This is a genomic window from Arthrobacter sp. Y3221159 (assembly GCF_059089885.1).
The window spans coordinates 1-22,144 of record NZ_JBNHFC010000016.1; the positions used below are offsets into that span (position 1 = coordinate 1).

At 65.9% G+C, this 22,144-nt stretch carries 24 protein-coding genes, 2 tRNA genes and 1 other RNA gene; 16 read left to right on the plus strand and 11 right to left on the minus strand.

Annotation, left to right across the window (positions count from 1 at the left end; genetic code table 11):
- Positions 1-522: 522 nt before the first annotated feature.
- The 5 genes from AC5RT3_RS15680 (at position 523) to AC5RT3_RS15700 (ending at position 2,936) form a co-directional block, all read left to right on the plus strand.
- Complete coding sequence (locus AC5RT3_RS15680; RefSeq protein WP_494050666.1) at positions 523-942, plus strand: DUF3052 domain-containing protein; 420 nt, start codon at positions 523-525, stop codon at positions 940-942.
- The gene (locus AC5RT3_RS15685; RefSeq protein WP_494050665.1) at positions 939-1,433 is read left to right on the plus strand and encodes a peroxiredoxin; all 495 of its coding nucleotides are present in this window, start codon (positions 939-941) and stop codon (positions 1,431-1,433) included. Before AC5RT3_RS15680 ends, AC5RT3_RS15685 begins: the two co-directional genes overlap by 4 nt.
- Before the next feature lie 6 nt (positions 1,434-1,439).
- Entirely contained in the window at positions 1,440-2,360 is a 921-nt protein-coding gene (locus AC5RT3_RS15690; RefSeq protein ID WP_494050664.1) for an NAD-dependent protein deacetylase, read from the plus strand.
- A 107-nt stretch (positions 2,361-2,467) separates the two neighbouring features.
- Positions 2,468-2,543 (plus strand) — tRNA-Val (locus AC5RT3_RS15695).
- Between the two features lie 102 nt (positions 2,544-2,645).
- The gene (locus AC5RT3_RS15700) at positions 2,646-2,936 is read left to right on the plus strand and encodes a hypothetical protein (RefSeq protein ID WP_494009437.1); all 291 of its coding nucleotides are present in this window, start codon (positions 2,646-2,648) and stop codon (positions 2,934-2,936) included.
- 184 nt (positions 2,937-3,120) lie between these two features.
- Here AC5RT3_RS15700 and AC5RT3_RS15705 read toward each other — a convergent pair whose 3' ends face one another.
- Positions 3,121-3,846, minus strand: a complete 726-nt coding sequence (locus tag AC5RT3_RS15705; RefSeq protein ID WP_494009436.1) for a FadR/GntR family transcriptional regulator — start codon at positions 3,844-3,846, stop codon at positions 3,121-3,123.
- 191 nt (positions 3,847-4,037) lie between these two features.
- Here AC5RT3_RS15705 and gnd point away from each other — a divergent pair, with 191 nt between their 5' ends.
- Positions 4,038-5,474 (plus strand): NADP-dependent phosphogluconate dehydrogenase, encoded by a 1,437-nt coding sequence (gene gnd, locus AC5RT3_RS15710; protein ID WP_494050663.1) that lies wholly within the window; start codon positions 4,038-4,040, stop codon positions 5,472-5,474.
- A gap of 103 nt (positions 5,475-5,577) precedes the next feature.
- Positions 5,578-6,411 (plus strand): oxidoreductase, encoded by an 834-nt coding sequence (locus AC5RT3_RS15715; protein ID WP_494050662.1) that lies wholly within the window; start codon positions 5,578-5,580, stop codon positions 6,409-6,411.
- On the opposite strand, the gene epsC is transcribed toward AC5RT3_RS15715, so the two are convergent.
- From epsC to msrA, 3 genes are all read right to left on the minus strand, one after another.
- Complete coding sequence (gene epsC / locus AC5RT3_RS15720; RefSeq protein WP_009372911.1) at positions 6,412-6,996, minus strand: serine O-acetyltransferase EpsC; 585 nt, start codon at positions 6,994-6,996, stop codon at positions 6,412-6,414.
- Between the two features lie 39 nt (positions 6,997-7,035).
- The gene (gene cysK, locus AC5RT3_RS15725) at positions 7,036-7,971 is read right to left on the minus strand and encodes a cysteine synthase A (protein WP_494009433.1); all 936 of its coding nucleotides are present in this window, start codon (positions 7,969-7,971) and stop codon (positions 7,036-7,038) included.
- A gap of 64 nt (positions 7,972-8,035) precedes the next feature.
- On the minus strand, positions 8,036-8,560 hold the full coding sequence (gene msrA / locus AC5RT3_RS15730) for a peptide-methionine (S)-S-oxide reductase MsrA (protein ID WP_494050661.1): 525 nt from the start codon (positions 8,558-8,560) through the stop codon (positions 8,036-8,038).
- Positions 8,561-8,660: 100 nt separating this feature from the next.
- Here msrA and AC5RT3_RS15735 point away from each other — a divergent pair, with 100 nt between their 5' ends.
- Positions 8,661-9,596 carry a Nif3-like dinuclear metal center hexameric protein gene (locus AC5RT3_RS15735; protein WP_494050660.1) on the plus strand — a complete coding sequence of 312 codons (936 nt, stop codon included), beginning with the start codon at positions 8,661-8,663 and terminating at the stop codon, positions 9,594-9,596.
- 86 nt (positions 9,597-9,682) lie between these two features.
- Positions 9,683-10,420, plus strand: a complete 738-nt coding sequence (locus tag AC5RT3_RS15740) for a zinc ribbon domain-containing protein (RefSeq protein WP_494124628.1) — start codon at positions 9,683-9,685, stop codon at positions 10,418-10,420.
- A gap of 12 nt (positions 10,421-10,432) precedes the next feature.
- Here AC5RT3_RS15740 and AC5RT3_RS15745 read toward each other — a convergent pair whose 3' ends face one another.
- A complete protein-coding gene (locus AC5RT3_RS15745) occupies positions 10,433-11,197 on the minus strand; it encodes a YaaA family protein (RefSeq protein WP_494050658.1) in 765 nt (254 codons plus the stop codon).
- A gap of 56 nt (positions 11,198-11,253) precedes the next feature.
- Between AC5RT3_RS15745 and rnpB the strand changes: the two genes are divergently transcribed.
- The 5 genes from rnpB to AC5RT3_RS15770 all read left to right on the plus strand — a co-directional run bounded on the left by rnpB (position 11,254) and on the right by AC5RT3_RS15770 (position 15,146).
- Positions 11,254-11,643, plus strand: an RNA gene (gene rnpB / locus AC5RT3_RS15750) — RNase P RNA component class A.
- Positions 11,644-11,687: 44 nt separating this feature from the next.
- On the plus strand, positions 11,688-12,230 hold the full coding sequence (locus AC5RT3_RS15755; RefSeq protein ID WP_494050657.1) for a TspO/MBR family protein: 543 nt from the start codon (positions 11,688-11,690) through the stop codon (positions 12,228-12,230).
- A gap of 245 nt (positions 12,231-12,475) precedes the next feature.
- Positions 12,476-13,954, plus strand: a complete 1,479-nt coding sequence (locus AC5RT3_RS15760; RefSeq protein ID WP_494050656.1) for a glyceraldehyde-3-phosphate dehydrogenase — start codon at positions 12,476-12,478, stop codon at positions 13,952-13,954.
- Positions 13,955-14,025: 71 nt separating this feature from the next.
- On the plus strand, positions 14,026-14,235 hold the full coding sequence (locus AC5RT3_RS15765) for a hypothetical protein (RefSeq protein WP_494050655.1): 210 nt from the start codon (positions 14,026-14,028) through the stop codon (positions 14,233-14,235).
- 113 nt (positions 14,236-14,348) lie between these two features.
- On the plus strand, positions 14,349-15,146 hold the full coding sequence (locus AC5RT3_RS15770) for an HNH endonuclease family protein (RefSeq protein WP_494050654.1): 798 nt from the start codon (positions 14,349-14,351) through the stop codon (positions 15,144-15,146).
- A gap of 29 nt (positions 15,147-15,175) precedes the next feature.
- Here the strand turns inward: AC5RT3_RS15770 and def are convergent, their stop codons facing one another.
- The 3 genes from def to orn form a co-directional block, all read right to left on the minus strand.
- A complete protein-coding gene (gene def, locus AC5RT3_RS15775) occupies positions 15,176-15,748 on the minus strand; it encodes a peptide deformylase (protein WP_494050653.1) in 573 nt (190 codons plus the stop codon).
- A 122-nt stretch (positions 15,749-15,870) separates the two neighbouring features.
- Positions 15,871-15,943 (minus strand) — tRNA-His (locus tag AC5RT3_RS15780).
- Between the two features lie 129 nt (positions 15,944-16,072).
- Positions 16,073-16,702 (minus strand): oligoribonuclease, encoded by a 630-nt coding sequence (gene orn, locus AC5RT3_RS15785; RefSeq protein WP_494009423.1) that lies wholly within the window; start codon positions 16,700-16,702, stop codon positions 16,073-16,075.
- A 158-nt stretch (positions 16,703-16,860) separates the two neighbouring features.
- Between orn and mptB the strand changes: the two genes are divergently transcribed.
- Positions 16,861-18,417, plus strand: a complete 1,557-nt coding sequence (gene mptB / locus AC5RT3_RS15790) for a polyprenol phosphomannose-dependent alpha 1,6 mannosyltransferase MptB (protein ID WP_494124629.1) — start codon at positions 16,861-16,863, stop codon at positions 18,415-18,417.
- On the opposite strand, the gene AC5RT3_RS15795 is transcribed toward mptB, so the two are convergent.
- On the minus strand, positions 18,410-19,123 hold the full coding sequence (locus AC5RT3_RS15795; RefSeq protein ID WP_494124630.1) for a DNA alkylation repair protein: 714 nt from the start codon (positions 19,121-19,123) through the stop codon (positions 18,410-18,412). The two genes, mptB and AC5RT3_RS15795, sit on opposite strands and share 8 nt — an antisense overlap.
- 80 nt (positions 19,124-19,203) lie before the next feature.
- On the opposite strand from AC5RT3_RS15795, the gene AC5RT3_RS15800 reads away from it, so the two are divergent.
- Positions 19,204-20,106 carry an aldose 1-epimerase family protein gene (locus tag AC5RT3_RS15800; RefSeq protein ID WP_494124631.1) on the plus strand — a complete coding sequence of 301 codons (903 nt, stop codon included), beginning with the start codon at positions 19,204-19,206 and terminating at the stop codon, positions 20,104-20,106.
- Positions 20,107-20,133: 27 nt separating this feature from the next.
- On the opposite strand, the gene AC5RT3_RS15805 is transcribed toward AC5RT3_RS15800, so the two are convergent.
- Positions 20,134-20,916: an alpha/beta hydrolase gene (locus tag AC5RT3_RS15805; RefSeq protein ID WP_494124632.1), complete on the minus strand. Its 783-nt coding sequence runs from the start codon at positions 20,914-20,916 to the stop codon at positions 20,134-20,136.
- Complete coding sequence (locus AC5RT3_RS15810; protein ID WP_494124633.1) at positions 20,913-21,986, minus strand: LacI family DNA-binding transcriptional regulator; 1,074 nt, start codon at positions 21,984-21,986, stop codon at positions 20,913-20,915. Before AC5RT3_RS15810 ends, AC5RT3_RS15805 begins: the two co-directional genes overlap by 4 nt.
- Positions 21,987-22,144 lie beyond the last annotated feature (158 nt).

A 22,144-nucleotide genomic window follows, 5' to 3' on the forward strand; every position in this document is an offset into this window, starting at 1 on the left:
GGACTCAACCCACTCGGCAGTCTCTTCCGGATCACGATCAGGCAGCTGGTTAGTCAACCCGCTGAGGATATGGGAGGTATCTTCTCCTGCAGCCACGTCCAACCTCTCTTTGCGCGCATGAATCGGCGCACTCAGGCCAGGCAGGGTGACTGCCCGGCGTATATACGCCGTGTGCGACGTATCGGTTACAACAGCCCGGTCATGTGTGCCGGGCAGGGTCCTAGAGCTCCTATGTCTGCACGGAGTTACAAGGTTGTTGTCCCGCAGGCATAGTTGTCACCAGCCACTCTAGCCCTCACCGCAAGGCGATGCGTAGCCGCAGGGTGGGCACTTCAGTTGTATTTCGCCGTCATACTGGTTCTGTGACGAAAAGCCGCTGCAAAGCGGGCGGCCGCACCCATGTGACGCAGAATATGCCGCACGGCGGGGGCGGCAGCTTGAAGCGCAGGCACAAAGGGTGTTGGCTTGGGGAGTAATGGAAATCACTATGCGCACTGCATATCTAAGGCATTGGAGGAACACGTGAGCGAGGCCGACGCCGCCACTTCGGTAAATGTGGCGGAAAAATTGGGTTTCAAGAACGGGGATCTGATTCAGGAGTTCGGTTACGACGACGATGTCGATTTCGACTTGCGTGACGATATAGAGGACCTCACCGGTTCGGAGTTGCTGGACGAGGATGACCACGAGGTTGCGGACGCCGTCATCTTCTGGTGGCGCGATGGCGACGGCGACCTGGTGGACAGCCTCATGGATTCGCTGACGACGCTGAGCGAGACCGGCGTCGTCTGGCTGCTGACCCCCAAGTCCGGCCGCGACGGCTACGTCTCACCGGCGGACATCCAGGAAGCCGCGCCCACCGCCGGCCTGCACGTCACCACGTCCGCAGGTGTGTCCAAGGACTGGAGCGCCAGCCGCCTGGTGAGCAGGAAGAACAAGTGACGGCAGCGCTTGCCGCTGCCTCTGCTGCTGTCCCTGCGGTTGGCGGGACAGCCCCTGACTTTGAGCTGTCAAACCAGTATGGCGAGCCGGTCCGGCTTTCGTCGTTCCGGGGCCAGAACGTGGTCCTGGTTTTCTATCCCTTCGCCTTTTCGGGCATTTGCACCGGTGAGCTGTGCGAGATCCGGGACAACCTGGCTGTGTTCGAGGACGCGGACGCCACGGTCCTGGCAGTATCGGTTGACAGCAAGTTCAGCCTCCGGGCCTACGCTGAGCAGGAAGGATACGGATTCGACCTGCTGGCGGACTTCTGGCCCCACGGCGGCGTCGCTTCCTCCTACGGGGTTTTCGACGAGGAGACCGGAATGGCCAGGCGCGGCACGTTCATCATCGATGCGGCCGGAACAATCCGGTACACCGTGGTGAACCCGAGGGGCCAGGCAAGGGACTTCGAGGAGTACCGCGCGGCACTTGCCGGCCTGGCGGAGGCCTGAGCTGCCATGGAAGGGCAGCGGCACGGGGTAGGCCTGACGGGCTTTGCCAGCATGCCGCCTGCACCCCATGCCAGCCCCTCCGGCGAAGACCTTGAGGTCCTGGGCAGGATCCGTGACCTCCTGGGCGGAATGCGCTTCGCGCTGCTGACGGGCGCCGGGCTCAGCACTGATTCGGGCATCCCCGACTACCGGGGCCCGGGCTCGCCGCCCCGGACCCCCATGACGTATCAGGAGTTCATTCGCGATGCAGCGAACCGGCAGCGGTACTGGGCGCGGAACCACATCGGCTGGTCGCATCTCCGGCACGCGGATCCGAACCCGGGGCACTTTGCGGCCGCCCACCTCGAACGGCGGGGTTACCTCACGGGCCTGATTACGCAGAACGTGGACCGCCTGCATGAGGATGCCGGCAGTGCGAATGTCATCGACCTTCACGGCAGGTTCGACCAAGTGGTCTGCCTTGACTGCGCCCGCACCTATTCGCGGAAGCTCCTGGCCGGAATGCTGGGGGAACTCAATCCGGACTTCCTGGAGCGCGCGGCGGCCACGGGGCTTGTGGAAATGGCGCCTGATGCCGACGCCACCGTCGAGGACAGGGCGTTGATCAGCAGTTTCGTGGTCGCTGCCTGCCCGGCATGCGGCGGAACCCTGAAGCCGGATTTCGTCTATTTTGGCGAGAACGTTCCTAAGGAGCGGGTGGAGAAGGCCTACGCGATAGTGGACGAGGCCGCCGCGCTGGTGGTTGCGGGTTCCTCACTGACCGTGATGAGCGGTCTGCGGTTCGTGCGGCACGCGGCCAAGGACGGCAAACCCGTGGTGATCATCAACCGGGGCGAAACCCGCGGGGACGACAAAGCCACCATCAAGCTGGAAGCGGGCGTTTCGGAGTCGCTCACCTGGCTTGCCGGGAACCTGCCACCGCTTTGACATGCGGGCTCGTGCTTGCGGCCCCTGTGCCGATTCGCGTTTGGGGCTCCGCGTCAGGTAGAGTCTATGTTCGTTGGTTGCGGCGGAAACGCCGGATTCAGCACCTTGGGTCTTTAGCTCAGCTGGTAGAGCGCCACGTTTACACCGTGGATGTCATCGGTTCGATCCCGGTAGGACCCACCAGAAAAACCCCGTGTTTCCGGCCTTTCCAGGCCTATGGAGATGCGGGGTTTTGTCGTTGGCGGCACAGCCGGAATGTCAGACCCCCGCCGTAGCTTTTCAGTCATGGAACACGTGATAGTCCGCAGGGGCGGGGATGGAATGCCGACGGCGGTGGTCTGCCGGGGGCGGGAATGGTCCGTGGGTGCCGAGCCGGTGAGATGGTTCGAGCGGATCAATTGGTGGGAAACCCATCGGAGGATGCCAAGGGGTAGAAGCCGGGTGGATGTGGAGGTCCTGCAAGTCCAGGTGCGCTTGGGAAGCAATAGGAATTCCGCCCTGACCACCATGGTGCTGGAACGTGACGGACTCGGGGGCGGCTGGCGCCTGCGGGAGTCCCTGGCCGGCGCGGCCTAGCACCGGTCCTAAGGGAAGGGCCTGCCTGCGGGCATTGGAAAACCCTCCACCGCGACTATTGGGGGATGCCGCGGTGGAGGGTCTGAAATGAATATACCGTGAACTCCAGGAAACAAAAAGTTACTACTGAATGTGTCTGGAGCGTTACCTGGGGCCGATTACCTGGCGTTCGGGGGCAGGGCCGTCAGCGGCGGACCGGGATGAAGACGCGCGGCTGCTCGGTCCAGGTGTCCGCCATTCGGGCCATGGTCCGGCGAAGGATCCGGTCGGATCCCTCCCTCGCGGCTGCGGCGTCGCCCCTTGCGATCGCTTCCGCCACGTCCACATGCCACTGCAGGGCAGCCTCGTTGGGGTGGTCGGGCATGAGGCCATGTACCGTTCGGCCGGTAAGGGTCTCCGCCACCTGGCCCATCAAGTTGGCGAACATCTCGTTGCCGGAGCCGGAGAGCAGCAGGGAATGGAACTGGATGTCCAGGTCCAGGAAGCGCGGCACTTCGCCGCTGTGACCGGCATCGCGCATGGCATAGGCCACGTCCACCAGCTCGAGCCTTAGCGGGGCGGGCGCGTTCTGGGCGGCGAGCTCGGCCGCGGCAGGTTCAACGGCCGCCCGCAGTTCGGCGAGGGAACGAAGCTGCGCGCCGCGGGCATCACTGGCCAGCCGCCACCGGATGACCTGCGGGTCGAAGGGGTTCCAGCGGCTGGGCGGCAGGACCCTGATGCCCACCCGCTTTGTGGTTTCCACCAGCCCCAGTGATTGCAGCACGCGGACTGCTTCGCGGATGACGGACCGGGAAACCTTGAGTTCGTCTTCGAGCTGCTCGGCGAGCATGACATGGCCAGCAGGCAGCTCGCCTGCAATGATGCGGGTGCCGAGATTTTCGATGGCACGGTGGTGCAGGCTGCTGGTCATGCCGTTAAGCCTAGTGGGAACGGGCCGGGGGCCAGGCTCGAGGCGGCGGGCGGCGACAAAAAGCGTTCCATTATCGGGTTGCCCCTTTCCTGTTACCTCCAGAATATATATGCTTTATTCCGACCCTGGTCATGGCGGCGGTTTCGACGAGGCTGCCGCCATTCGTCCTGAAGCAATGAATTGGAGTTTTGATGTCTGCACACATCGGTGTCACCGGCCTTGCGGTGATGGGTGCCAACCTGGCCCGTAACCTCGCGCGGAACGGCTTCACCGTCGCCCTGCACAACAGGTCCGTGGAGAAGACCGACGCGCTGCTGGAGCGGTACGGATCCGAAGGTGACTTCATCCGCACCGAAACCCTCCAGGAACTGGTCGACTCGCTGGAGAAGCCCCGGCGCGTGCTGATCATGGTCAAGGCCGGCAAGCCGGTGGACTCGGTCATCGAACAGCTCGAGCCGCTGCTGGAACCGGGCGACATCATCATCGACGCCGGCAACTCCCACTATGAAGACACCCGGCGGCGGGAAGCAGCCCTCGCCAAGAAGGACCTGCACTTCGTGGGCGTGGGTGTCTCCGGCGGCGAGGAGGGCGCGCTCAACGGCCCGTCGATCATGCCGGGCGGCTCCAAGGAGTCCTACAAGGCCCTCGGCCCGCTGCTCGAAAAGATTTCCGCCAAGGTTGACGGCGAGCCCTGCTGCGCATGGGTGGGCACCGACGGCGCCGGCCACTTCGTTAAGATGGTCCACAACGGCATCGAATACGCGGACATGCAGGTCATCGGCGAGGCGTTCGACCTGCTGCGGTCCGGAGCCGGGATCGAGCCCGCCGAGCAGGCGAAGATCTTCTCGGAATGGAACAAGGGCGAGCTCTCCTCCTTCCTGATCGAAATCTCCGCAGAAGTCCTGGGCCACGTTGACGCCAAGACCGGCAAGCCGTTCGTCGACGTCGTGGTGGACGCTGCGGGACAGAAGGGCACCGGCCGCTGGACAGTCATCTCCGCCCTCGAGCTCGGTTCCCCGGTGTCCGGCATCGCCGAGTCCGTCTTTGCCCGTGCACTCTCCTCGCAGGCCGGCCAGCGCAAGCTGGGCCAGGAACTGCTGGAAGGCGGGGAATCCGCCGTCGAGATCCCGGAAACCTTCGTCGAGGATGTCCGCCAGGCGCTCTACGCCTCCAAGCTGGTCTCCTACGCCCAGGGCCTGGACATGCTGACTTCGGCAGCCAAGGAATACGGCTGGGACCTTAAGCTGGACGAGATCGCGTCCCTGTGGCGTGCAGGCTGCATCATCCGTGCGGAACTGCTCAAGGACATCACCAAGGCCTACGCCGCGGACGAGAAGCCGGCCAACCTGCTGTTCGCCCCGGCCTTCACCAAGGCCATCGCCGATGCCCTGCCGGCGTGGCGGCGCGTGGTTGCCACGGCAGTCCAGCTCGGAATTCCCGTCCCGGTGTTCTCCTCCTCGCTGGCCTACTACGACGGCCTCCGCCGCAAGCGCGTTGCCGCCGCCCTGATCCAGGGACAGCGCGACCTGTTCGGTGCGCACACCTACGGCCGGATCGACGCCGAAGGCACGTTCCACACCCTGTGGGGCGAGGACAAGTCCGAAATCGAAGCGGTGGACACCCACTAATACCCGCCCGCTCCGGCCACGGCCGGTGGTTCGCAGATAATCTGGGAACCACCGGCCGTTGCCGTCTCCGGAGCGTGCCGCCGCCCAGCACGGGGGAGTCCAGATGTCCCACCCAATCGCGATCGTGACCGGAGCGTCCGCAGGGATCGGCTTCGAGGCCGCCCGGAAGCTGGCCGGAAAAGGCTTTACCGTCTATGCGGGCGCCCGAAGGGTGGACAGGATGGCGCCGTTGCGGGACGCCGGCGTCGGGGTGGTTGAACTGGACGTCACGGATGATCGGTCGATGCGTGCCGCCGTCGGGCGCGTGCTTGCGGAGCGGGGACGGGTGGACGTGCTGGTGAACAACGCCGGCTATGGTTCGTACGGCGCCCTGGAGGAGGTGGACCCGGGGGAGGGGCGCCGCCAGTTCGACGTCAACGTCTTTGGGCTTGCCCGGATGACGCAGCTGGTGCTTCCCGCCATGAGGCAGGCGGGACGGGGCCGGATTATCAACGTCTCATCCATCGGCGGAAAGTTCTACGAGCCGCTGGGCGCCTGGTACCACGCAACAAAGTTCGCCGTGGAGGGCATGAGCGATTCGCTGCGCCTGGAACTGAAACCCCACGGCATCACTGTGTCCATTATCGAGCCCGCCAGCACGCGGACCGAATGGGGAGGCGTGGCCGCGGAGGGACTGAAGGCCAGCAGCGGTGCAGGGCCCTACGATGCGCAGGCGCGGGACATGGCGGCGGCACTGGCGTCCACCCACCGGCCGGCGGTGTCCACTCCGCCGGCGGTCATTGCGGAAGCCATTTTGCACGCCGCCACGTCCGCGCATCCGAAAACCCGCTATCCGGTGGGCAGGGGAGCTGGCACCATTACCGCCTTGCGGCGGGTTCTGCCGGACCGCCTCTATGACGTGGTTGTCCTGGCGGTCCTGAAGAGGGTGGGCGGATAGTCAGATCCGGTATTCGATGTCGTACTCGGCCGGGTCCACCGCCGGCTTGGTTTCCCGCTGCGCGTCGCGGTGCCGCCATTTGGCGGGAACGCCCGTGACGATTGACTCAGGCGGCGCATCCTTGACCACGACGGCGTTGGCGCCCACGGCGCTGTCCCGTCCGATGGTGATGGGTCCAAGGATCTTCGCTCCGGCGCCGATGGTGACGCGGTCGCCAATAGTGGGATGCCGCTTGATCCGCGCCAGGGAGCGGCCGCCCAGGGTCACGCCGTGGTACATCATGACGTCCTCGCCAATTTCCGCGGTCTCACCAATGACCACGCCCATGCCGTGGTCGATGAAGAACCTGCGGCCGATGGTGGCGCCGGGGTGGATCTCGATGCCGGTCGCGAACCTGCCCAGCTGGGAGATCAGCCGGGCCGGGAACCGGAGGGCCGGATTTTGCCACAGCCGGTGCGTCAGCCGGTGGATCCAGATGGCATGCAGGCCGGAGTAAGCGAAAAAGTTCTCAAAAGAACCTCGAGCCGCCGGGTCATGGGACCGGGCGGCGTCGAGGTCTTCCTTCAGTCTTGCGAAAAAGCCCACAAAGTTCTTTCTACAGGAAACGGGCGGAAAGCGGCCTGATCAGCCCCGGATGTCGTCATAGAGGACGGTGGAGATGTAACGCTCGCCGAAGTCGCATACGACGGCGACGATCAGCTTGCCCTTGTTCTCGGGCCGCTTGGCCAGCTCCAACGCTCCCCAGACGATGGCGCCGGAGGAGATGCCGCCCAGGATGCCTTCCTTGACGCCAAGTTCACGGGCAACACGCACGGAGTCCTCAAGCGTGGCATCCAGGACCTCGTCATAGACGTTGGTGTCGAGGATCTCGGGGACAAAGTTGGCGCCGATGCCCTGGATCTTGTGCGGGCCGGGCGCGCCGCCATTGAGGATGGCCGAGTCCTTGGGTTCGATGGCCACGATCTGGACGTCGGGCTTGCGCTCCTTCAGGACCTGTCCGACGCCGGTGACCGTTCCGCCGGTTCCGACGCCGGCAACGAAGATGTCCACCTTGCCGTCGGTGTCGGCCCAGATCTCTTCGGCGGTGGTGTTGCGGTGGATCTCCGGGTTGGCCTCGTTCGCGAACTGGCGTGCCCAGATGGCGTTCTCCGTGTTGGCCACGATCTCCTGTGCCTTCTCCACGGCGCCGCGCATGCCCTCGGAACCGGGGGTCAGGACGATCTCGGCACCGAAGGCGCGCAGCATGACCCGGCGCTCGGTGGACATGGTCTCGGGCATGGTGAGGACCACCTTGTAGCCGCGCGCAGCACCCACCATGGCCAGGGCGATGCCCGTGTTGCCGGAAGTACCTTCCACGATGGTGCCGCCCGGCTTCAGGGCCCCGGACTTCTCGGCGGCGTCGACGATGGCCACGCCGATGCGGTCCTTGACGCTGTTGGCAGGGTTGTAGAACTCCAGCTTCACGGCGACGGTGGCTTCCAGCCCCTCGCTGAGCCGGTTGAGCTTGACCAGCGGAGTGCCGCCAACCAACTGCGTTACATCGTCATAGATCCGTGCCATGTACATACGCCTATCTCTGAAGGGTGGATACTGAGGTCAGCCTAACGAGGCACCGTAACCCTGGCTAAGCGTTAAGCCACGCAGAGTAATATTTCCTGGCCTTGGCCAGCTTGGGGTTGATGATCACCTGGCAGTACCCCTGCTCGGGATGCTTGGCGTAAAAGTTCTGGTGGAACTCCTCTGCCACGTAAAAGCGCGGAAGCCGGCTGACCTCGGTGACGATCGGGTCCCGCCACAGCTCCTGGTTCCGTTCGATCGCCTCCTCGAACAGGATCTTTTCTTCCGTGGTCTCGTAGAACATCGACGAACGGTACTGCGTGCCGACGTCGTACCCCTGCCGGTTCAGCGTGGTGGGGTCATGGAGGGCGAAGAACATGTCAAGGATGACCTCGGCCGGAATGATGTCCTCGTCGAAGGTCACGGCCACGACCTCGGCATGGCCGGTTGCTCCGCTGCAGACGGAGTAATAGTCGGGGTGGGGGTCGTGCCCGCCGGTGTAGCCGGACACCACTGAGGTGACGCCCCTGGTCTTCTGGTAGACAGCGTCAAGGCACCAAAAGCAGCCTCCGCCCAGAACAAAAGTTTTCATGACCTCTTCAATGGTTGGCGCGCCCGGATGATTCCCCGCCCGGGCGCGGCACCCGTCACGGTACGGGGGTGGCGATGGCGGATGGGGTAAAACTAAGACTATGGAACCTGTGGACACCGACGTTACCGGCCCCGAAGACCACAACGACCGGAATCACGACGGCGACGCCCCCTCGGACACGCCGGCGGCGGCCGGTACGGAGGCTCCAAGCCTGGGCGACCTGCTGCTGGCGGTGGAGGAGCTCTGGCCCGAGTCCCTGGCCGAGGACTGGGACGAGGTGGGACTGGTGGCGGGCCACCCGTCCACTCCGGTCACCAAGGTGATGTTCGCGGTGGACCCCACGCTGGAGGTCATCGAGGAAGCCGTGGAGTGGGGCGCCGAACTCCTCATCACGCACCATCCGCTCCTCCTCAAGGGTGTTACATCGGTTGCCGCCACGACCGCCAAGGGAAGGGCAGTCCACCGGCTCATCGAGTCGGGCACGGCACTCCTGACGGTGCACACCAACGGTGATTCCGCCGTCGGAGGCGTCTCGGACGTGCTCGCAGACGCCCTCGGCCTCCAGGACGTGGCACCCCTCACGGTTGCCGCCAACGGACTGCCGGAAGAGGGGATTGGCCGGGTGGGCGAACTGGCGGATGCCATGACCCTGGGTGAGTTTGCCGCCCGGGTCTTTGAGATCCTGCCGTCCGTGGCCGGCGGCGTTCGCGTGTCCGGCGATAAGGACGGCCTGGTGCGGCGCATTGCCGTCTGCGGCGGCGCCGGTGACTCGCTGTTCAACGAAGTCCGGGCCAGCAACGCCGATGTCTACGTCACGGCCGACCTCCGCCACCACCCGGCATCCGAAGCCCGGGAGTCGGCGCTGAACGGGCGCCCGTACCTCGTGGACGTCTCGCACTTCGCCAGCGAATGGCTTTGGCTGCCGGCGGCTGCGGCCGCCCTGGGCAATGTCCTCGCGGACCAGGGCCACGACGTCGAAATCCAGGTCAGTACCACCAACAGCGATCCCTGGGACTTCATACTCACTCCGGGCTAAGCCAGCGGAGCAAGCCAGGCGCTAGAGTCGAGGAAGCGCCGGCAAGGTGCCCGGCTCCGGCCGGAAGGGAACAAGCGGAGGTAATAGTGGCGAAGGCAGCACCGGCGGAACAGTTGAAGTTGCTCGAACTGCAGGGGCTGGATGCCAGGCTTAGATCGCTCGCCAACCGTCGCCGCGAACTTGAAAACGATCCACGGATCAAGGACCTCGAAGCCGCCCTTTCGGTTGCCAACGGGGAACTTGGTGCAGCCAAGGTGGCGGTCCACGACGCAGAATCCGAATTGAAGCGTGCCGAGGCGGACGTGGAACAGGTGGCCACCCGCATCGAACGGGACGAGGCAAGGCTCAACAGCGGCACCGGCCTGTCCAAGGACCTTGTGGCCCTCCAGAAGGACATTGCCTCGCTGAACAAGCGCCGCTCCGACCTGGAGGATGTGGAACTGGAAGTCCTGGAAAGGCTGGACACCCTTCGGGCCCGCCAGGCAGCCCAGCAGGTCATCGTGGACGATATCCAGGGTTCTTTCGGCAGCATCCGGGCAGAACTGGACGAGGCCATCGCCGGAGTCGACGCGGAAGCCGCCGAGGTCCGGGCCAAGCGCGATGAATTCGCACAGGGACTCGACGCCCCACTGCTTGCCGTCTACGAGAAGACGCTGGCGAAGCGGGGCGTGGGTGCGGCCCGGCTGTTCCACGGGATGTCGGAGGCCTCGGGCATGAAGCTCAGCCCCGGCGACCTCGCCGAGGTCAAGGCAGCTTCCGCCGACGACATCGTCTTCTGCCCCGATTCCGGCGCCATCCTGGTGCGTTCGGAGGAGTGGGCCTGACCTGCCGGGCTTTCAGCCCTGGAGGATGATGTTCAGCGCGTGCGGTTTCCGGGCAGAGCCAGTAACCAGCTCCGCACCCCACTTCTCCTGCGCGGCGCCAAGGAGCTGCTCGGGGGTCGCGGGGGCCTTTCCGCGGCGCACCAGCAGGTGGCGGGCAAGCTCACCGCGTGTGTGCTTGGCAAAGTGGCTGACCACCTTGCGCACGCCGCCGGTTTCCGTGAAGACATTGACCGTGACTGTCCGGGCGGGCGGCGGGGTCCACGCGGCGGCGTAGGTGCTTGACCTGCAGTCCACCAGGAGGTGGCCCTCCACGGCCGCGGCCAGTGCGTCCGCCAGGAGTGGCTTCCAGAACGGGGCAAGCCTGCCGACGTCGGGCAGTGCCGTCCCCATCGAGAGCCGGTAGGCGGGCACGCTGTCGCCGAAACGCAGCGCTCCCCAAAGCGCTGAGATGACCAGCACCGATTCGTCGGCCTTGCGGCGCTGGGCCGGGGTGAGGCTCCGGTAGCCGAGGGCGTCGTACAGGACCCCGGAATAGATGGTGTGTGCTGGTGCCGCCGGCTCCGCGCGGAGCCGGGTGTTGCGGCGGACGTCGTCGCTCAGCGACGGCCCCACGCCCAGCAGCGCAAGGGCGTCCTCGTGTGCGCTGACGGTCCCCAGCGCCTCGAGGACTTTGGCGCGGTAGGGGTTGAGGGCGGGAAAGCCCAGGGACTGCCAGTCGACGGCGGCACCGCGGACAGCCGGCGTCTTGCCTTCGGAAGGGGGAAGCAGAATAAGCACCGTCCGATACTACCGGCGGCGGAAAGGACGCCCCGCGCCGGTAGACTGGTTGAGGATGGGACAGCCAGACGGCCGCGCGCCACGCAAGTGGCTCGAGGAACGTCCGGGCTCCACAGGGCAGGGTGGTGGGTAACGCCCACTCGGGGTAACCCGCAGGCAAGTGCCACAGAGAACAGACCGCCCGCATCCCTTGTCCCTGGACGGGGGAGAGCGGGTAAGGGTGAAACGGTGGTGTAAGAGACCACCAGCTTCCCGGGTGACCGGGAAGGCTAGGTAAACCCCACCCGGAGCAAGGCCAGACAGGACACGTTCGAGGGCTGCCCGCCCGAGTGTCCGGGTAGGCCGCTGGAGGGTACCGGCAACGGTACTCGTAGATGGATGGCCGTCGCCCCGCTTTCGGCAACGGAAGCGGGGAACAGAACCCGGCGTATCGGCTGTCCCGTCCATCAAACCGGTTTGACCTTGGAAGTTTTGTTGGTGATCCTAAACCGTGCCCGCAAATACTGATCGCCACCCGGCCAGCCAACCGGCCCGGGGCGCCGCTCCCGGCCGCGCCAGGCAGGCGCTTGCCCTGCTGGGCTTCCTTGCCCTTTCCCTGGCCGCGTGGGCGCTGGCCTCGATTCCCATCATCCTGCATTCGGCCGGCTGGTTCGCGGAGTCAGTCAAGGCGCCGTGGATGCCGCCGGGATGGATGTTCCGCTCCATGTGGATTGCGCTCTACATCGGCGTCGCCGTTGCCGCCTGGCTGGTCTGGCGCAAAGGTGCCCTGACCAGGGGGACGCTGGCCGGCTATATCGTCCAGCTGGTGCTTAACGCAGGGTGGCCGCTGACGTTCTTCGGACTGTATCCCGTCCTGGGGACCGCTGCCCTGTGGGTGGCGTTCGCCGTCATCGCCGGCCTGGCGGTGTCCCTGGTGTTCCTGATCCTGCGTTTCGGCCCGGTGAGCGCAGGTGCCGGCTTGCTGGTGCTGCCCTACTTCTCATGGGTGGTCTTTTCCGCCAGCCTCAACCTCTACTCGGCGCTGCACAACTAGCTGCCCCGTCGTGTGAGTGATTTCACGCGCCTGCAGCCTGTTGCGCACCGCGGGCCAACTTAGAATAGATACCGGACGTAGGGGTTCTTCCGCCGGGAGCTGCGTTCGCAGCCGGCGGTTTTTCTTTGCACACGATCCATGCGCCTGGGGGCCGAACCCTGCAGGCGTGGGTGCCCCTGGACATCATCCGGTGGCCGACATCCGCGTACGAGGACGTATGCGGCTGAACCGAGGAAGGTATTTCTGTGAGCCAGACGTCAGATTCTTGTCTTGATACATGGATGGGCCGGGAGGCCCTCGCCGAGGCCATGATTCCGGTGATCGGCCGGCTGTATCGCGAAAACAACGTGGTGACCAGCATCCATGGCCGGAGCCTGATCAACAAGTCCACCATGAACATCCTCAAGGCGCACCGCTTCGCGCGCCGGATGAGCAAGGACGAATTGCTCCTTGAAGAGACTGCCCCGCTGCTGAACACCCTGGCCGGGCTTGAGCTGGGCGCGGCCGCGATCGACATTGCCCGCCTGAACCAGAAATTCAAGGAAGAGGGCGACGGCGCCACCCTGGAGGAGTTCCTCCGCGCCGAGCTCGCCGAGATCGTGGGCAAGCGCGGCGCTGACGAGCGCACCAGCACCGACGTCGTGCTGTACGGCTTTGGCCGGATCGGCCGGCTCCTGGCCCGCCTCCTGATCGAAAAGGCCGGTGGCGGCCACGGCCTGCGCCTGCGTGCCATTGTGGTCCGCCGCGGTTCCGACAACGACCTGGCCAAGCGCGCCAGCCTGCTGCGCCGTGACTCCGTGCACGGCTCCTTCGAAGGCACCATCCGCGTCGACGAGGAAGCCGACACGATCACCGCCAACGGCGTCCGGATCCAAGTGATCTACTCGAACGATCCGGCCACCATTGACTACACCGCATACGGCATCAAGGACGCGCTGCTGGTCGATAACACCGGGCGTTGGCGCGACGCCGAAGGCCTGTCCCAGCACCTGCAGAGCAAGGGTGTTGCCCGGGTGCTGCTGACCGCGCCGGGCAAGGGCGAGCTGAAGAACATCGTCCACGGCATCAACCACGGCACCATCGAGGACACCGACCAGATCGTGTCAGCGGCGTCCTGCACCACCAACGCCATCACCCCGGTCCTGAAGGCCCTCAACGACAAGTTCGGCGTGGTCCACGGCCACGTGGAAACCGTGCACTCCTTCACCAACGACCAGAACCTGATCGACAACTTCCACAAGGGCGACCGGCGCGGCCGCTCCGCGGCGCTGAACATGGTGATCACCGAGACCGGTGCCGCCAAAGCAGTTGCCAAGGCACTGCCGGAACTGCTGGGCAAGCTCACGGGCAGCTCCATCCGCGTTCCCACGCCGGACGTATCGCTGGCCATCCTGAACCTCACCCTGGAGAACGGGACCACCAAGGACGAGGTGAACAACTACCTCCGCGAAATGTCGCTGCACTCGGACCTGCGCAAGCAGATCGACTACATCGATTCCCCCGAGGTGGTCTCCACCGACTTCGTCGGTTCCCGCCGCGCCGGGATCGTGGACGGCCTGGCCACCGTCTCCACTGACAAGAACCTCGTAGTCTACGTCTGGTACGACAACGAATTCGGCTACAGCTGCCAGGTGGTCCGCGTGATGGAGGAGATGGCCGGCGTCAACCCGCCGTCCTACCCCGCCAAGGAAAGCGCCAAGGCGCTGGCGGCCATCGCCGTCTAGCCATTTGCAGGTCACGCTAATTCCCGGCTGGTTCTCTGGAATCAGCCGGGAATCAGGACCACACTAATGGCATGGAAAAAGATTCGACACTCCAGCACGACACCACCCTGGAACACGCCCTTGATGTCGCCAAGGCCAACCACAAGGAAGCCCTCCGTCTCCTTGAGGGGGCACGCGCGGCATACAAGACAGGCGACGTCGGCGAGGACAGGGTACGCCAACTCGAGGGCCTCCTGGCCATTGCCGAAGAGGACCTCCGGCGGGTGATGCGGGAGCAGTAACCGCCCCCGAATGATCCGTCACCCGCCCTCCACACTGTGGAAACCGGCGAGGGGGAGCAGACGTTGTCCTAGGTTGGTGGGATGGATGACGTCAGCCCCCGGCAGGGAAAGCCGTGACCTTGAGCTGGTCCGCCTACCGGCGGGCACGCCGCCGCTCCCGGCAGGCCTGGGCCATATTGGCCGTGGCCGCTGTTTCCGTTGTTGCGGCCCTTGCCTGGTTCTTTGCCGCGGGCCAGTTCGCCCTCGCGGAACCGCCGCTGGCAGGCCCTTCCGAAGCGCCCGTTTTCGATCCCGCCTGGATGAAGCCGGTGGTACCCGTCAACCCGGTCCCCGGCGGACGCGCCCTTGATGCCCTGGAGGTGCTGCCCGTCAAGGGCCGGGCAGCCAAGGAGGGCTACAACCGGGAAGCCTTCGGCCAGGCCTGGGCTGATGTCGACCGGAACGGATGCGATACCCGCAACGACATCCTCCGCCGCGACCTGGCGGACGTTGTCTTCGCCGAAGGCTCAAGTTGCCGGGTGTCGGCCGGCCGCTTCCACGAACCCTACACCGCGCAGCACGTCGATTTCCGCCGCGGCCAGGACAGCAGCCGGGCAGTGCAGATCGACCACGTCGTGGCCCTCGCGGACGCCTGGCAAAAGGGCGCCCAGCGGTTGACTCCGGGCCAGCGCCAAAGCCTTGCCAATGATCCCTTGAACCTCATCGCCGCGGACGGGCCGGCCAACCAGCAGAAAAGCGCGGGCGACGCCGCCACCTGGCTTCCCGCAAACAAGTCCATCAGGTGCCATTACGCAGCACGCCAGATTTCCGTCAAGGCCGCCTACAGCCTCTGGGTGACCGACGCGGAGAAGGACGCGATGAAGCGCGTCCTCGGCTCCTGCCCGGACCAGCAGACGGTGCGGGCGCGCTGACACGCGACACATCCGGTACCCGCGGCCGGCTAGTGTCCGAACGGGTCCGGATCCACCCCCGGCATCCAGGTCAGGCCTGGCGCACCCCAGCCGTTCTTCTTGGCCTGTTTCATCGCCTTGCGGGAGTAGCGGTCCATAAGCCGGTTGACGTAGAGCTTTCCGTCCAGGTGGTCGTATTCGTGCTGGATGACCCTGGCGAACCAGCCGGTGGCCTCGAACTTGACTGGCTGCCCGAATTCGTCAAAACCCTCCACCCGGGCCCATTCGGCACGCTTGAGGGGATACACCTCCCCGGGGAAGGACAGGCAGCCCTCTTCTTCCTCGTCCGGGTCCGGAGCGGCACCGGAGATTTTGGACAGCGTCAGGACGGGGTTGACCAGCACGCCGGTGGGTGGAGCACCGTCGTCGTTTGCGAACTTGTAGACAAAGATCCGCTTGCCGACGCCGATCTGGGGGGCCGCGAGGCCCACGCCGTTGGCGGCATCGTTTGTTTCGAACATGTCGGCAATCAAGGCGCGCAGGACGTCGTCGAACACCTCAACCTCGGAGGCCCGGCGGTGCAGCACGGGTTCTCCCCAGATGGTGATTGGCAAAACGGTCATGTCAGTGGTCCTTCGGCTTGCGGCCCTGGCCGAGGACCGGGGCGATGCTGCAACAACAAAGGAGGCCGTACCGGATATCCGGTACGGCCTCCTTCTTGGACGGCCACCTGCCGTCCCGTGAGGGTGAGCGACGGGGGTTGAACCCGCGACCTCCTGGACCACAACCAGGCGCTCTGCCAACTGAGCTACGCCCACCATGTTTCCCGCAGAATGACCGGTTTCCCGGTCCCCTGGAAAGGCAACTCAAATAGCTTACCTGCTCTTCCGGGGTGCTTTGTCCACTTTTGGCCTTTTCGGGAAAAATTCCTGGAAACGTGGCGCAGATTACGCTTCCGGCAGCCCGGCCGTTTCCCCCGCCGTGATGCGGCGGGCAATCTGCTGTGCCGTTGCGCTGTCCGGTCCGGGGGCGGGGACGAACACCGCCTCGCGGTAGTAGCGGAGCTCATCGATGGAATCCTTGATGTCCCCCAGTGCCCGGTGGCCGCCCTTTTTCGCGGGGGACTGGAAGTAGGCACGCGCGTACCAGCGGCGGGACAGTTCCTTGATGGTGCTGACGTCTATGACCCGGTAGTGCAGGTGTTCCACCACAGCGGGCATGTCCCGGGAGAGGAACACCCGGTCAGTACCCACCGAGTTCCCGCCCAGCGGAGCCTTCCGCGGGTCCGGCACCCATTCCGCGATGTACTCCATGACTGCGGCCTCTGCCTCGGCCATGGTCTTGCCGGACGGAAGCTCCTTAAGGAGGCCGGACTTGGTGTGCATATCCCGGACGAAATCGTTCATCTGGGCAACAGCGGCATCATCGGGCTTAATGACCACGTCCACGCCGTCGCCAAGGATGTTCAGTTCGGAGTCGGTGACCAGGGCCGCCACCTCGATCAGGGCATCGTTCTTGATGTCCAGTCCGGTCATTTCACAGTCGATCCAGACGATTCGTTCGTTAGAGATAGGCACCGGACCAGCCTACCGTTACACCTCCCGCCAGCCGGCCGGTGCTAGGATTTCGGGTACGCGGCGGGTCGCCCTGCTGTCGGACGAAAAGCGCCCCCGGACGGCTGTGCCGCCTGCCGGACACGAGCCGCGCAAATGCAAAAAGATTGGACGATCCTGACATGACGGCGCCTTTGCCCGCGGCGGGGGAGCTGGCGGCCGACGCCACTGCCGAAGCGGGCACTGCCGGCATGGACAATCCCCGCTCCCCGCTCCTTGCCGGCTTCATTGGCTCCATGTTCCTGCTGGTCGGCTCGCTTGGCGTGGGCTGGCTGGCCCCCGTCTCGGAACTGCGCCGGATGCCGCTGTTCATCTGGATGCGTGCCGAGGCAGCGGGAGTGGCCCTGTCCATCGTGCTGCTGGCCGTGGGTGCCATGCTGCTGGTGCGGGCCTGGCTGCGGCTTGGGCAGATAGTCCACGTCTGGGGAGCCGAGGCGCGCAGCGCCACCCTGAAGGCGGTGGTGGCCTGGGGGCTGCCCATGATGTTCTGCGTGCCGCTGTTCAGCCGTGACGTCTATGCGTACATCGGCCAGGGCCGGCTCATGGTGGAAGGCTTCAACCCGTACGAGAACGGTATCTCCGCCCTGTCCAACTACTTCCAGCTGGGCGCGGACAAGATGTGGACGGAAGCTCCCGTTCCCTATGGCCAGCTGTTCCTATGGATTGAGCAACTGGTGGTGTGGTCCACGAACGTCCAGCCGGAAGCCAGCGTGATGCTCTTCCGGCTGGTGGCGCTGGCCGGTGTAATCCTCTGCGTCATCTACGTGCCCAAACTTGCCGAACTGCACGGGATCAACCCGCACCGTGCCCTGTGGCTCACTGCCGCAAACCCGCTCTTCCTGACCAACTTCATCGCAAGCGTCCACAATGATGCGCTGATGATTGGCCTGGCGCTGGCCGGCCTCTACTACTCAGCCACCCGGCGGGTGCTCCGGGGCGTCGTGCTGGTGACCCTGTCCATCGCGGTCAAGCCCATCACCATCGTGTTCCTCCCGTTCATCGGTCTGCTCTGGGCCGGCCGGGAGGCGGGCTGGGCGCGGAAGTTTGTGTTCTGGGCCCTGACCGGCGGGCTGAGCCTGGCCCTGCTGACCCTGATGGCCTTGGTCAACGGCTTCGGTTTCGGCTGGATCAACGGACTCTCTGCCCCCGGCAGTATCTCCATCTGGTACGCGCCTGTCGGGCTCATTGGCATGGTGGTGGCGTCCCTGGCCAACTCCTTCGGCCTCGACGGGTCCGTGCCGGCAGGCTGGGTGGTCAACGCCGGAAAACTGCTGGCTGTGGCGATCGTCGGCTGGCAAATTTTCCGGGGCGACTATGACCGCCTGATGCGGCGGCTGACACTGGCGCTCGCGGCCGTGGTCCTGCTGGCCCCCATCATCCAGGCCTGGTACGTGGTGTGGCTCATCCCGCTGTTTGCCGTCACCGGCATCCGGAACGACTGGCAGGTCAAGGCACTCTACTTTGTGGTGTCCTTCTTCATGATCTACGCCATCTCCGACCAGCTGGAGGTCTTCCCCTACCTGCAGACCGAGGACCTGGGCTTCGCGCTCGCCCTGGCACGGGTTGCCGCGGCCGTCACCGGGCTGCTGTTCGGGCTCTACCTGATCTTCTGGGATCCGCAAACCAGGCGGCTTTTCCGCAAAGCCGGCGGGCCCGTCTTCGAGCGGCCCGTTATCTAGCGGAGCTGTCCTGACCGATCCGCCGCAGAGCCTCCCTGAGTGACAGGGGACTCATCCGGGAGGAATGCTCCGCAACGAAGGCCGCTACCCATTCCGGCGCCGTCTTCGCATACTCCCGCAGCGCCCAGCCGATCGCCTTGCGGATGAAGAATTCGGGGTCCGAAAGGTTCGGTTCAATGACCTGCGTGAGCAAAGCAGTGTCGGTGGCTTCCTTTGCCTTGAGCTGGGCGGTAATGGAAGCCCGCCTGATCCAAAAATCGGCGTCCCTGCTCCAGCTTTGGAGCACGGCTGTCATCTCCGGCCGGTGCGCCTGCAGCAGGCCGCAGAGCCGGCCGGACACCCCGTCCGCAAAATCCCACCACGCCCCGCTGCGGATGATTTCCTCGTACACCGGCAGCATCTGCAGGTCTCCGGCAACCAACCGGCCGGCGGTAAGGTCAATGGCTGCGTACCGTTCCTCACGGACGCCCGCGGTGCGCCACAGCTCCAGTACGGTGCCACGGAGCTGCTTCGCGGAGGCGAAGGGAGCGGCGGCAACAGCTGACGCCACCACCCGCCGGACTTCCGGCACCCGCACGCCCAGCGAGGGCTGGCTGGACTTCATGTACGCCTGCATGCCGGCTCCCCGGACAGGATCTGCCCGCTCCCGAAGGGCGTCCCGGATCAGGCGGAGGACAGCTCCGTTGATCCGTTCCGCGACGCCCATGCGGCCACTCTAGCCTGCAGGTCGCCGGGCCGGTGTGCTGTAGGCTGGTGAGCGCTAACAAACCACTTCCGGAGCTCACTATGGCCGCCACTGAATTCACCATCTCCTCGGGCCCCTACACAGCCCTGATCACCGCACGCGGCGGAGCCCTCCGCGGCCTCCGGCACGGCGGGCGGGACCTTGTGGTGGGCTTTGGCGCCGACGGCCCCATTCCGGACTACCGCGGCGTCATCTGCGCGCCCTGGCCCAACCGCCTCGCAGACGGCAGATACACCTACGCCGGGCAGGACTATATGGCGCCAGTCAATGAGCCGGTAAGGGGGTCGGCGCTCCATGGCCTCGCCACGGCCCGGGTGTGGGAAGTCCTGGAGGCCACCGGACGTGCAGTGACCCTGGGTTTCCGTGTGGAACCTGGGCCGGCATTTCCTTCGCAACTGGACTTGACGGCTGTGTATGCCCTCTCGGCGGACGGGCTGCGCTGCAGCGTAGAGGCCGTCAACACGGGCAAGGTCGCCGCACCCTACGGTGTGTGCCCCCACCCCTACCTGGTGGCCGGGTCTTCACCCCTGGACGACTGGTCAATCGAAATTCCCGCGGCGGAGTTCCTTGAGGTGACACCGGACCGGTTGCTGCCCGTGGGGATGCGGAGTGTTGACCAGCATGAGTTCGACTTCCGGACGCTGCGCCGCGTGGGGCCGCTGAAAATAGACCACGCCTTCACCGGCATCGCCCGGGACAACGATGGGCTGGCGCGCGTGCGGGTGACGGACCCGGGAGGAACGGGAGTTGAACTGGCCTGGGGCCCCGAGTGGCCGTGGGTCCAGGTCCATACGGCGGATAAGCCCACAGGTCCGGACAGGCTGGGCCTTGCCGTGGAGCCGATGACCTGCCCGCCGGACGCCTTCAACTCGGGCCGGGACGTGGTGCACCTGATGCCGGGCGGTTCCCACTCGGCATCGTGGACTATCCGTGCCACGGGTTGACCGCGGCTGCCCGGCGGGCATAACCGGCTAGTCGTTCCCGACGGTGGCTGCTGCCAGTGGCGCCGCTCCGGCCGGCGCTGCCCAGCCTGCCCGTGCCAGCCAGTCCGCGCAGAGGGAGGGCCAGTGTGCCGTTCCCGGTTCTCCGCCCGCCAGGCCCAGGCCATGGCGGCCCTGCGGGAAGACATGCAGTTCCGCCGGGACGCCGGCTGCCATCAGCGCGCCCGCATAGCGGAGGCTGTGGCTGACCGGAACCGCCGAGTCATCGGCCGTGTGCCATAGGAACGCCGGCGGAGTCACGCTGCTGACCTGCACGTCCGGGGACAGTGCCGCGAGGACGTCCGACGGCGGTGCGCCGCCAAGGAGGTTGTCCACCGAGCCCTGGTGCACTTCGTGCGTCAGGGACACGACGGGGTAGCAGAGCACGCTCAGTTCCGGGACGGCTGCGGGGACGTCCAGCCGGGGGCTGCCGGTGGCAGTGGCCGTGGACAGGGTGGCGGCCAGGTGCCCGCCGGCAGAAAACCCGAGCACGCCCACCCGCTCCGGATCCACAGGCAGGCCGTGAGCGCCGCTGCGGATGTACAGCATGGCCTCCTTGGCGTCTTCAAGGGGTGCCGGATGCCGGTCCGGGGCCACCCGGTACCGCAGCACGAAGGCGTGGATGTCCAGCGAAGCCAGCCACTCCGCCACAGGCTCCGCCTCATGGTCCGCCTGCCTGGCGTATCCGCCGCCCGGAAGTACCAGGAATGCCGGCCGGGCGCCGCCCCCGCTTCCTGCGGCAGGTACTTCCGTCAGATCGATCGCCATGCTCATGCCACCTCGGTGCTGCGGCGCAGCGCGACCTCGCCGGTGATGGGCTGCGGCAGCTCGTCGTCGTCGCCTGCCAGGGGCGCCGTCGCCCGGGTGGCGAGCCGGCCGATCTCCTCCAGCGGCAGGCGCACGGTGGAGAGGGCCGGACGGAAATCCCGAAGGGTCTCGATATCGTCAAAGCCGGCGATGGTTGCGTCGCGGGGGATCCGCAGTCCCTCCGCACGCAGCGCCGCCGCCGCCCCAATGGCCATCACGTCGTTCACGGCGAAGATGCACATCTTCGGGCCGGCCGGTTCCCCCGTTCCGGTGCTGCCGCCCTTGATCCGCGCTGCCAGCTTCAGTCCCGCCTCGTAGCCGCCGGCCCGGTTGAATGAACTGCGCAGGATTTCCGCCGGTGCCCGTCCTGCCTTGGCCAGTCCCTCCTGGAAGCCGTGGATCCGGTCGTCAGAGGTCAACAGCCCCTCCGGTCCGCCGATGATGACGAAGTCCCCGCCCCAGTAGGCGGCGAGTTCGGCGGCCAGCGCCCCGGCGAGTTCCTGGTTTGGTACCGCCACCACGTGGTAGCCCTCCTGTGCCGACGCACCCACCACCGGATGCCCGACGACGGCCACGCGCCCGCCGTTGCGGCAGTACCTGTCCAGCTCCGCCGCCAGCTCCGCGTTGTCCTCCTGGTCCTCGGTCCGTGACGACCGTGAGCCGGCGATCACGATGGAGTCGGCGCGGCGGGCGGCAAAGGCCGCCACGGCTTCCTTCTCCTCGGCGGGTGCACCGCCGGTGGTGGCCAGCAGGACCATTTTGCGCTGCTCCCGGGCCGCCTCCTGGACCCCGCGGGCGATGGCGGCGAAGTAGGGGTCGGCAATGTCGTGGACGATCAGGCCGATGAGGCCGGAGCTGGACTTTGCCAGGCCCTGGGCCTGGGCGTTGGGGATGTAACCGAGCGAATCGGCCGCCTGGCGGACGCGGTCCGCGATGTCCTTGCCGGGCTTGCGTGCCGAGCCGTTGAGGACGCGCGATGCGGTGGCGGGGGATACCCCGGCCAGCCGGGCCACCTCGGTGAGGGTACTTGCAGCCACAGCATCTCCTGGGTGTCGTGGACCAATAAAGCGGTTACCACATTATGGCGCAGAAAGTTCCAAGCGGAAAGCGCTTGCCAATGCGCGCATTGGCGTGCATCATTGAGGAAGTGGGAATGCGCTTTCCCAACAGGACTTGAGTAAAACGCTCACTCACC

Bases quoted from the DNA above. Each gene is read 5' to 3' on its own strand.
- mptB (WP_494124629.1), top strand. From the start codon at position 16,861: ATGACGGCGCCTTTGCCCGCGGCGGGGGAGCTGGCGGCCGACGCCACT.
- AC5RT3_RS15805 (WP_494124632.1), bottom strand. From the start codon at position 20,916: ATGAGCATGGCGATCGATCTGACGGAAGTACCTGCCGCAGGAAGCGGG.
- AC5RT3_RS15735 (WP_494050660.1), top strand. From the start codon at position 8,661: ATGGAACCTGTGGACACCGACGTTACCGGCCCCGAAGACCACAACGAC.
- AC5RT3_RS15705 (WP_494009436.1), bottom strand. From the start codon at position 3,846: ATGACCAGCAGCCTGCACCACCGTGCCATCGAAAATCTCGGCACCCGC.
- AC5RT3_RS15800 (WP_494124631.1), top strand. From the start codon at position 19,204: ATGGCCGCCACTGAATTCACCATCTCCTCGGGCCCCTACACAGCCCTG.
- msrA (WP_494050661.1), bottom strand. From the start codon at position 8,560: ATGAAAACTTTTGTTCTGGGCGGAGGCTGCTTTTGGTGCCTTGACGCT.
- AC5RT3_RS15700 (WP_494009437.1), top strand. From the start codon at position 2,646: ATGGAACACGTGATAGTCCGCAGGGGCGGGGATGGAATGCCGACGGCG.
- def (WP_494050653.1), bottom strand. From the start codon at position 15,748: ATGACCGTTTTGCCAATCACCATCTGGGGAGAACCCGTGCTGCACCGC.
- cysK (WP_494009433.1), bottom strand. From the start codon at position 7,971: ATGGCACGGATCTATGACGATGTAACGCAGTTGGTTGGCGGCACTCCG.
- gnd (WP_494050663.1), top strand. From the start codon at position 4,038: ATGTCTGCACACATCGGTGTCACCGGCCTTGCGGTGATGGGTGCCAAC.
- AC5RT3_RS15765 (WP_494050655.1), top strand. From the start codon at position 14,026: ATGGAAAAAGATTCGACACTCCAGCACGACACCACCCTGGAACACGCC.
- AC5RT3_RS15690 (WP_494050664.1), top strand. From the start codon at position 1,440: ATGGAAGGGCAGCGGCACGGGGTAGGCCTGACGGGCTTTGCCAGCATG.
- AC5RT3_RS15715 (WP_494050662.1), top strand. From the start codon at position 5,578: ATGTCCCACCCAATCGCGATCGTGACCGGAGCGTCCGCAGGGATCGGC.
- AC5RT3_RS15795 (WP_494124630.1), bottom strand. From the start codon at position 19,123: ATGGGCGTCGCGGAACGGATCAACGGAGCTGTCCTCCGCCTGATCCGG.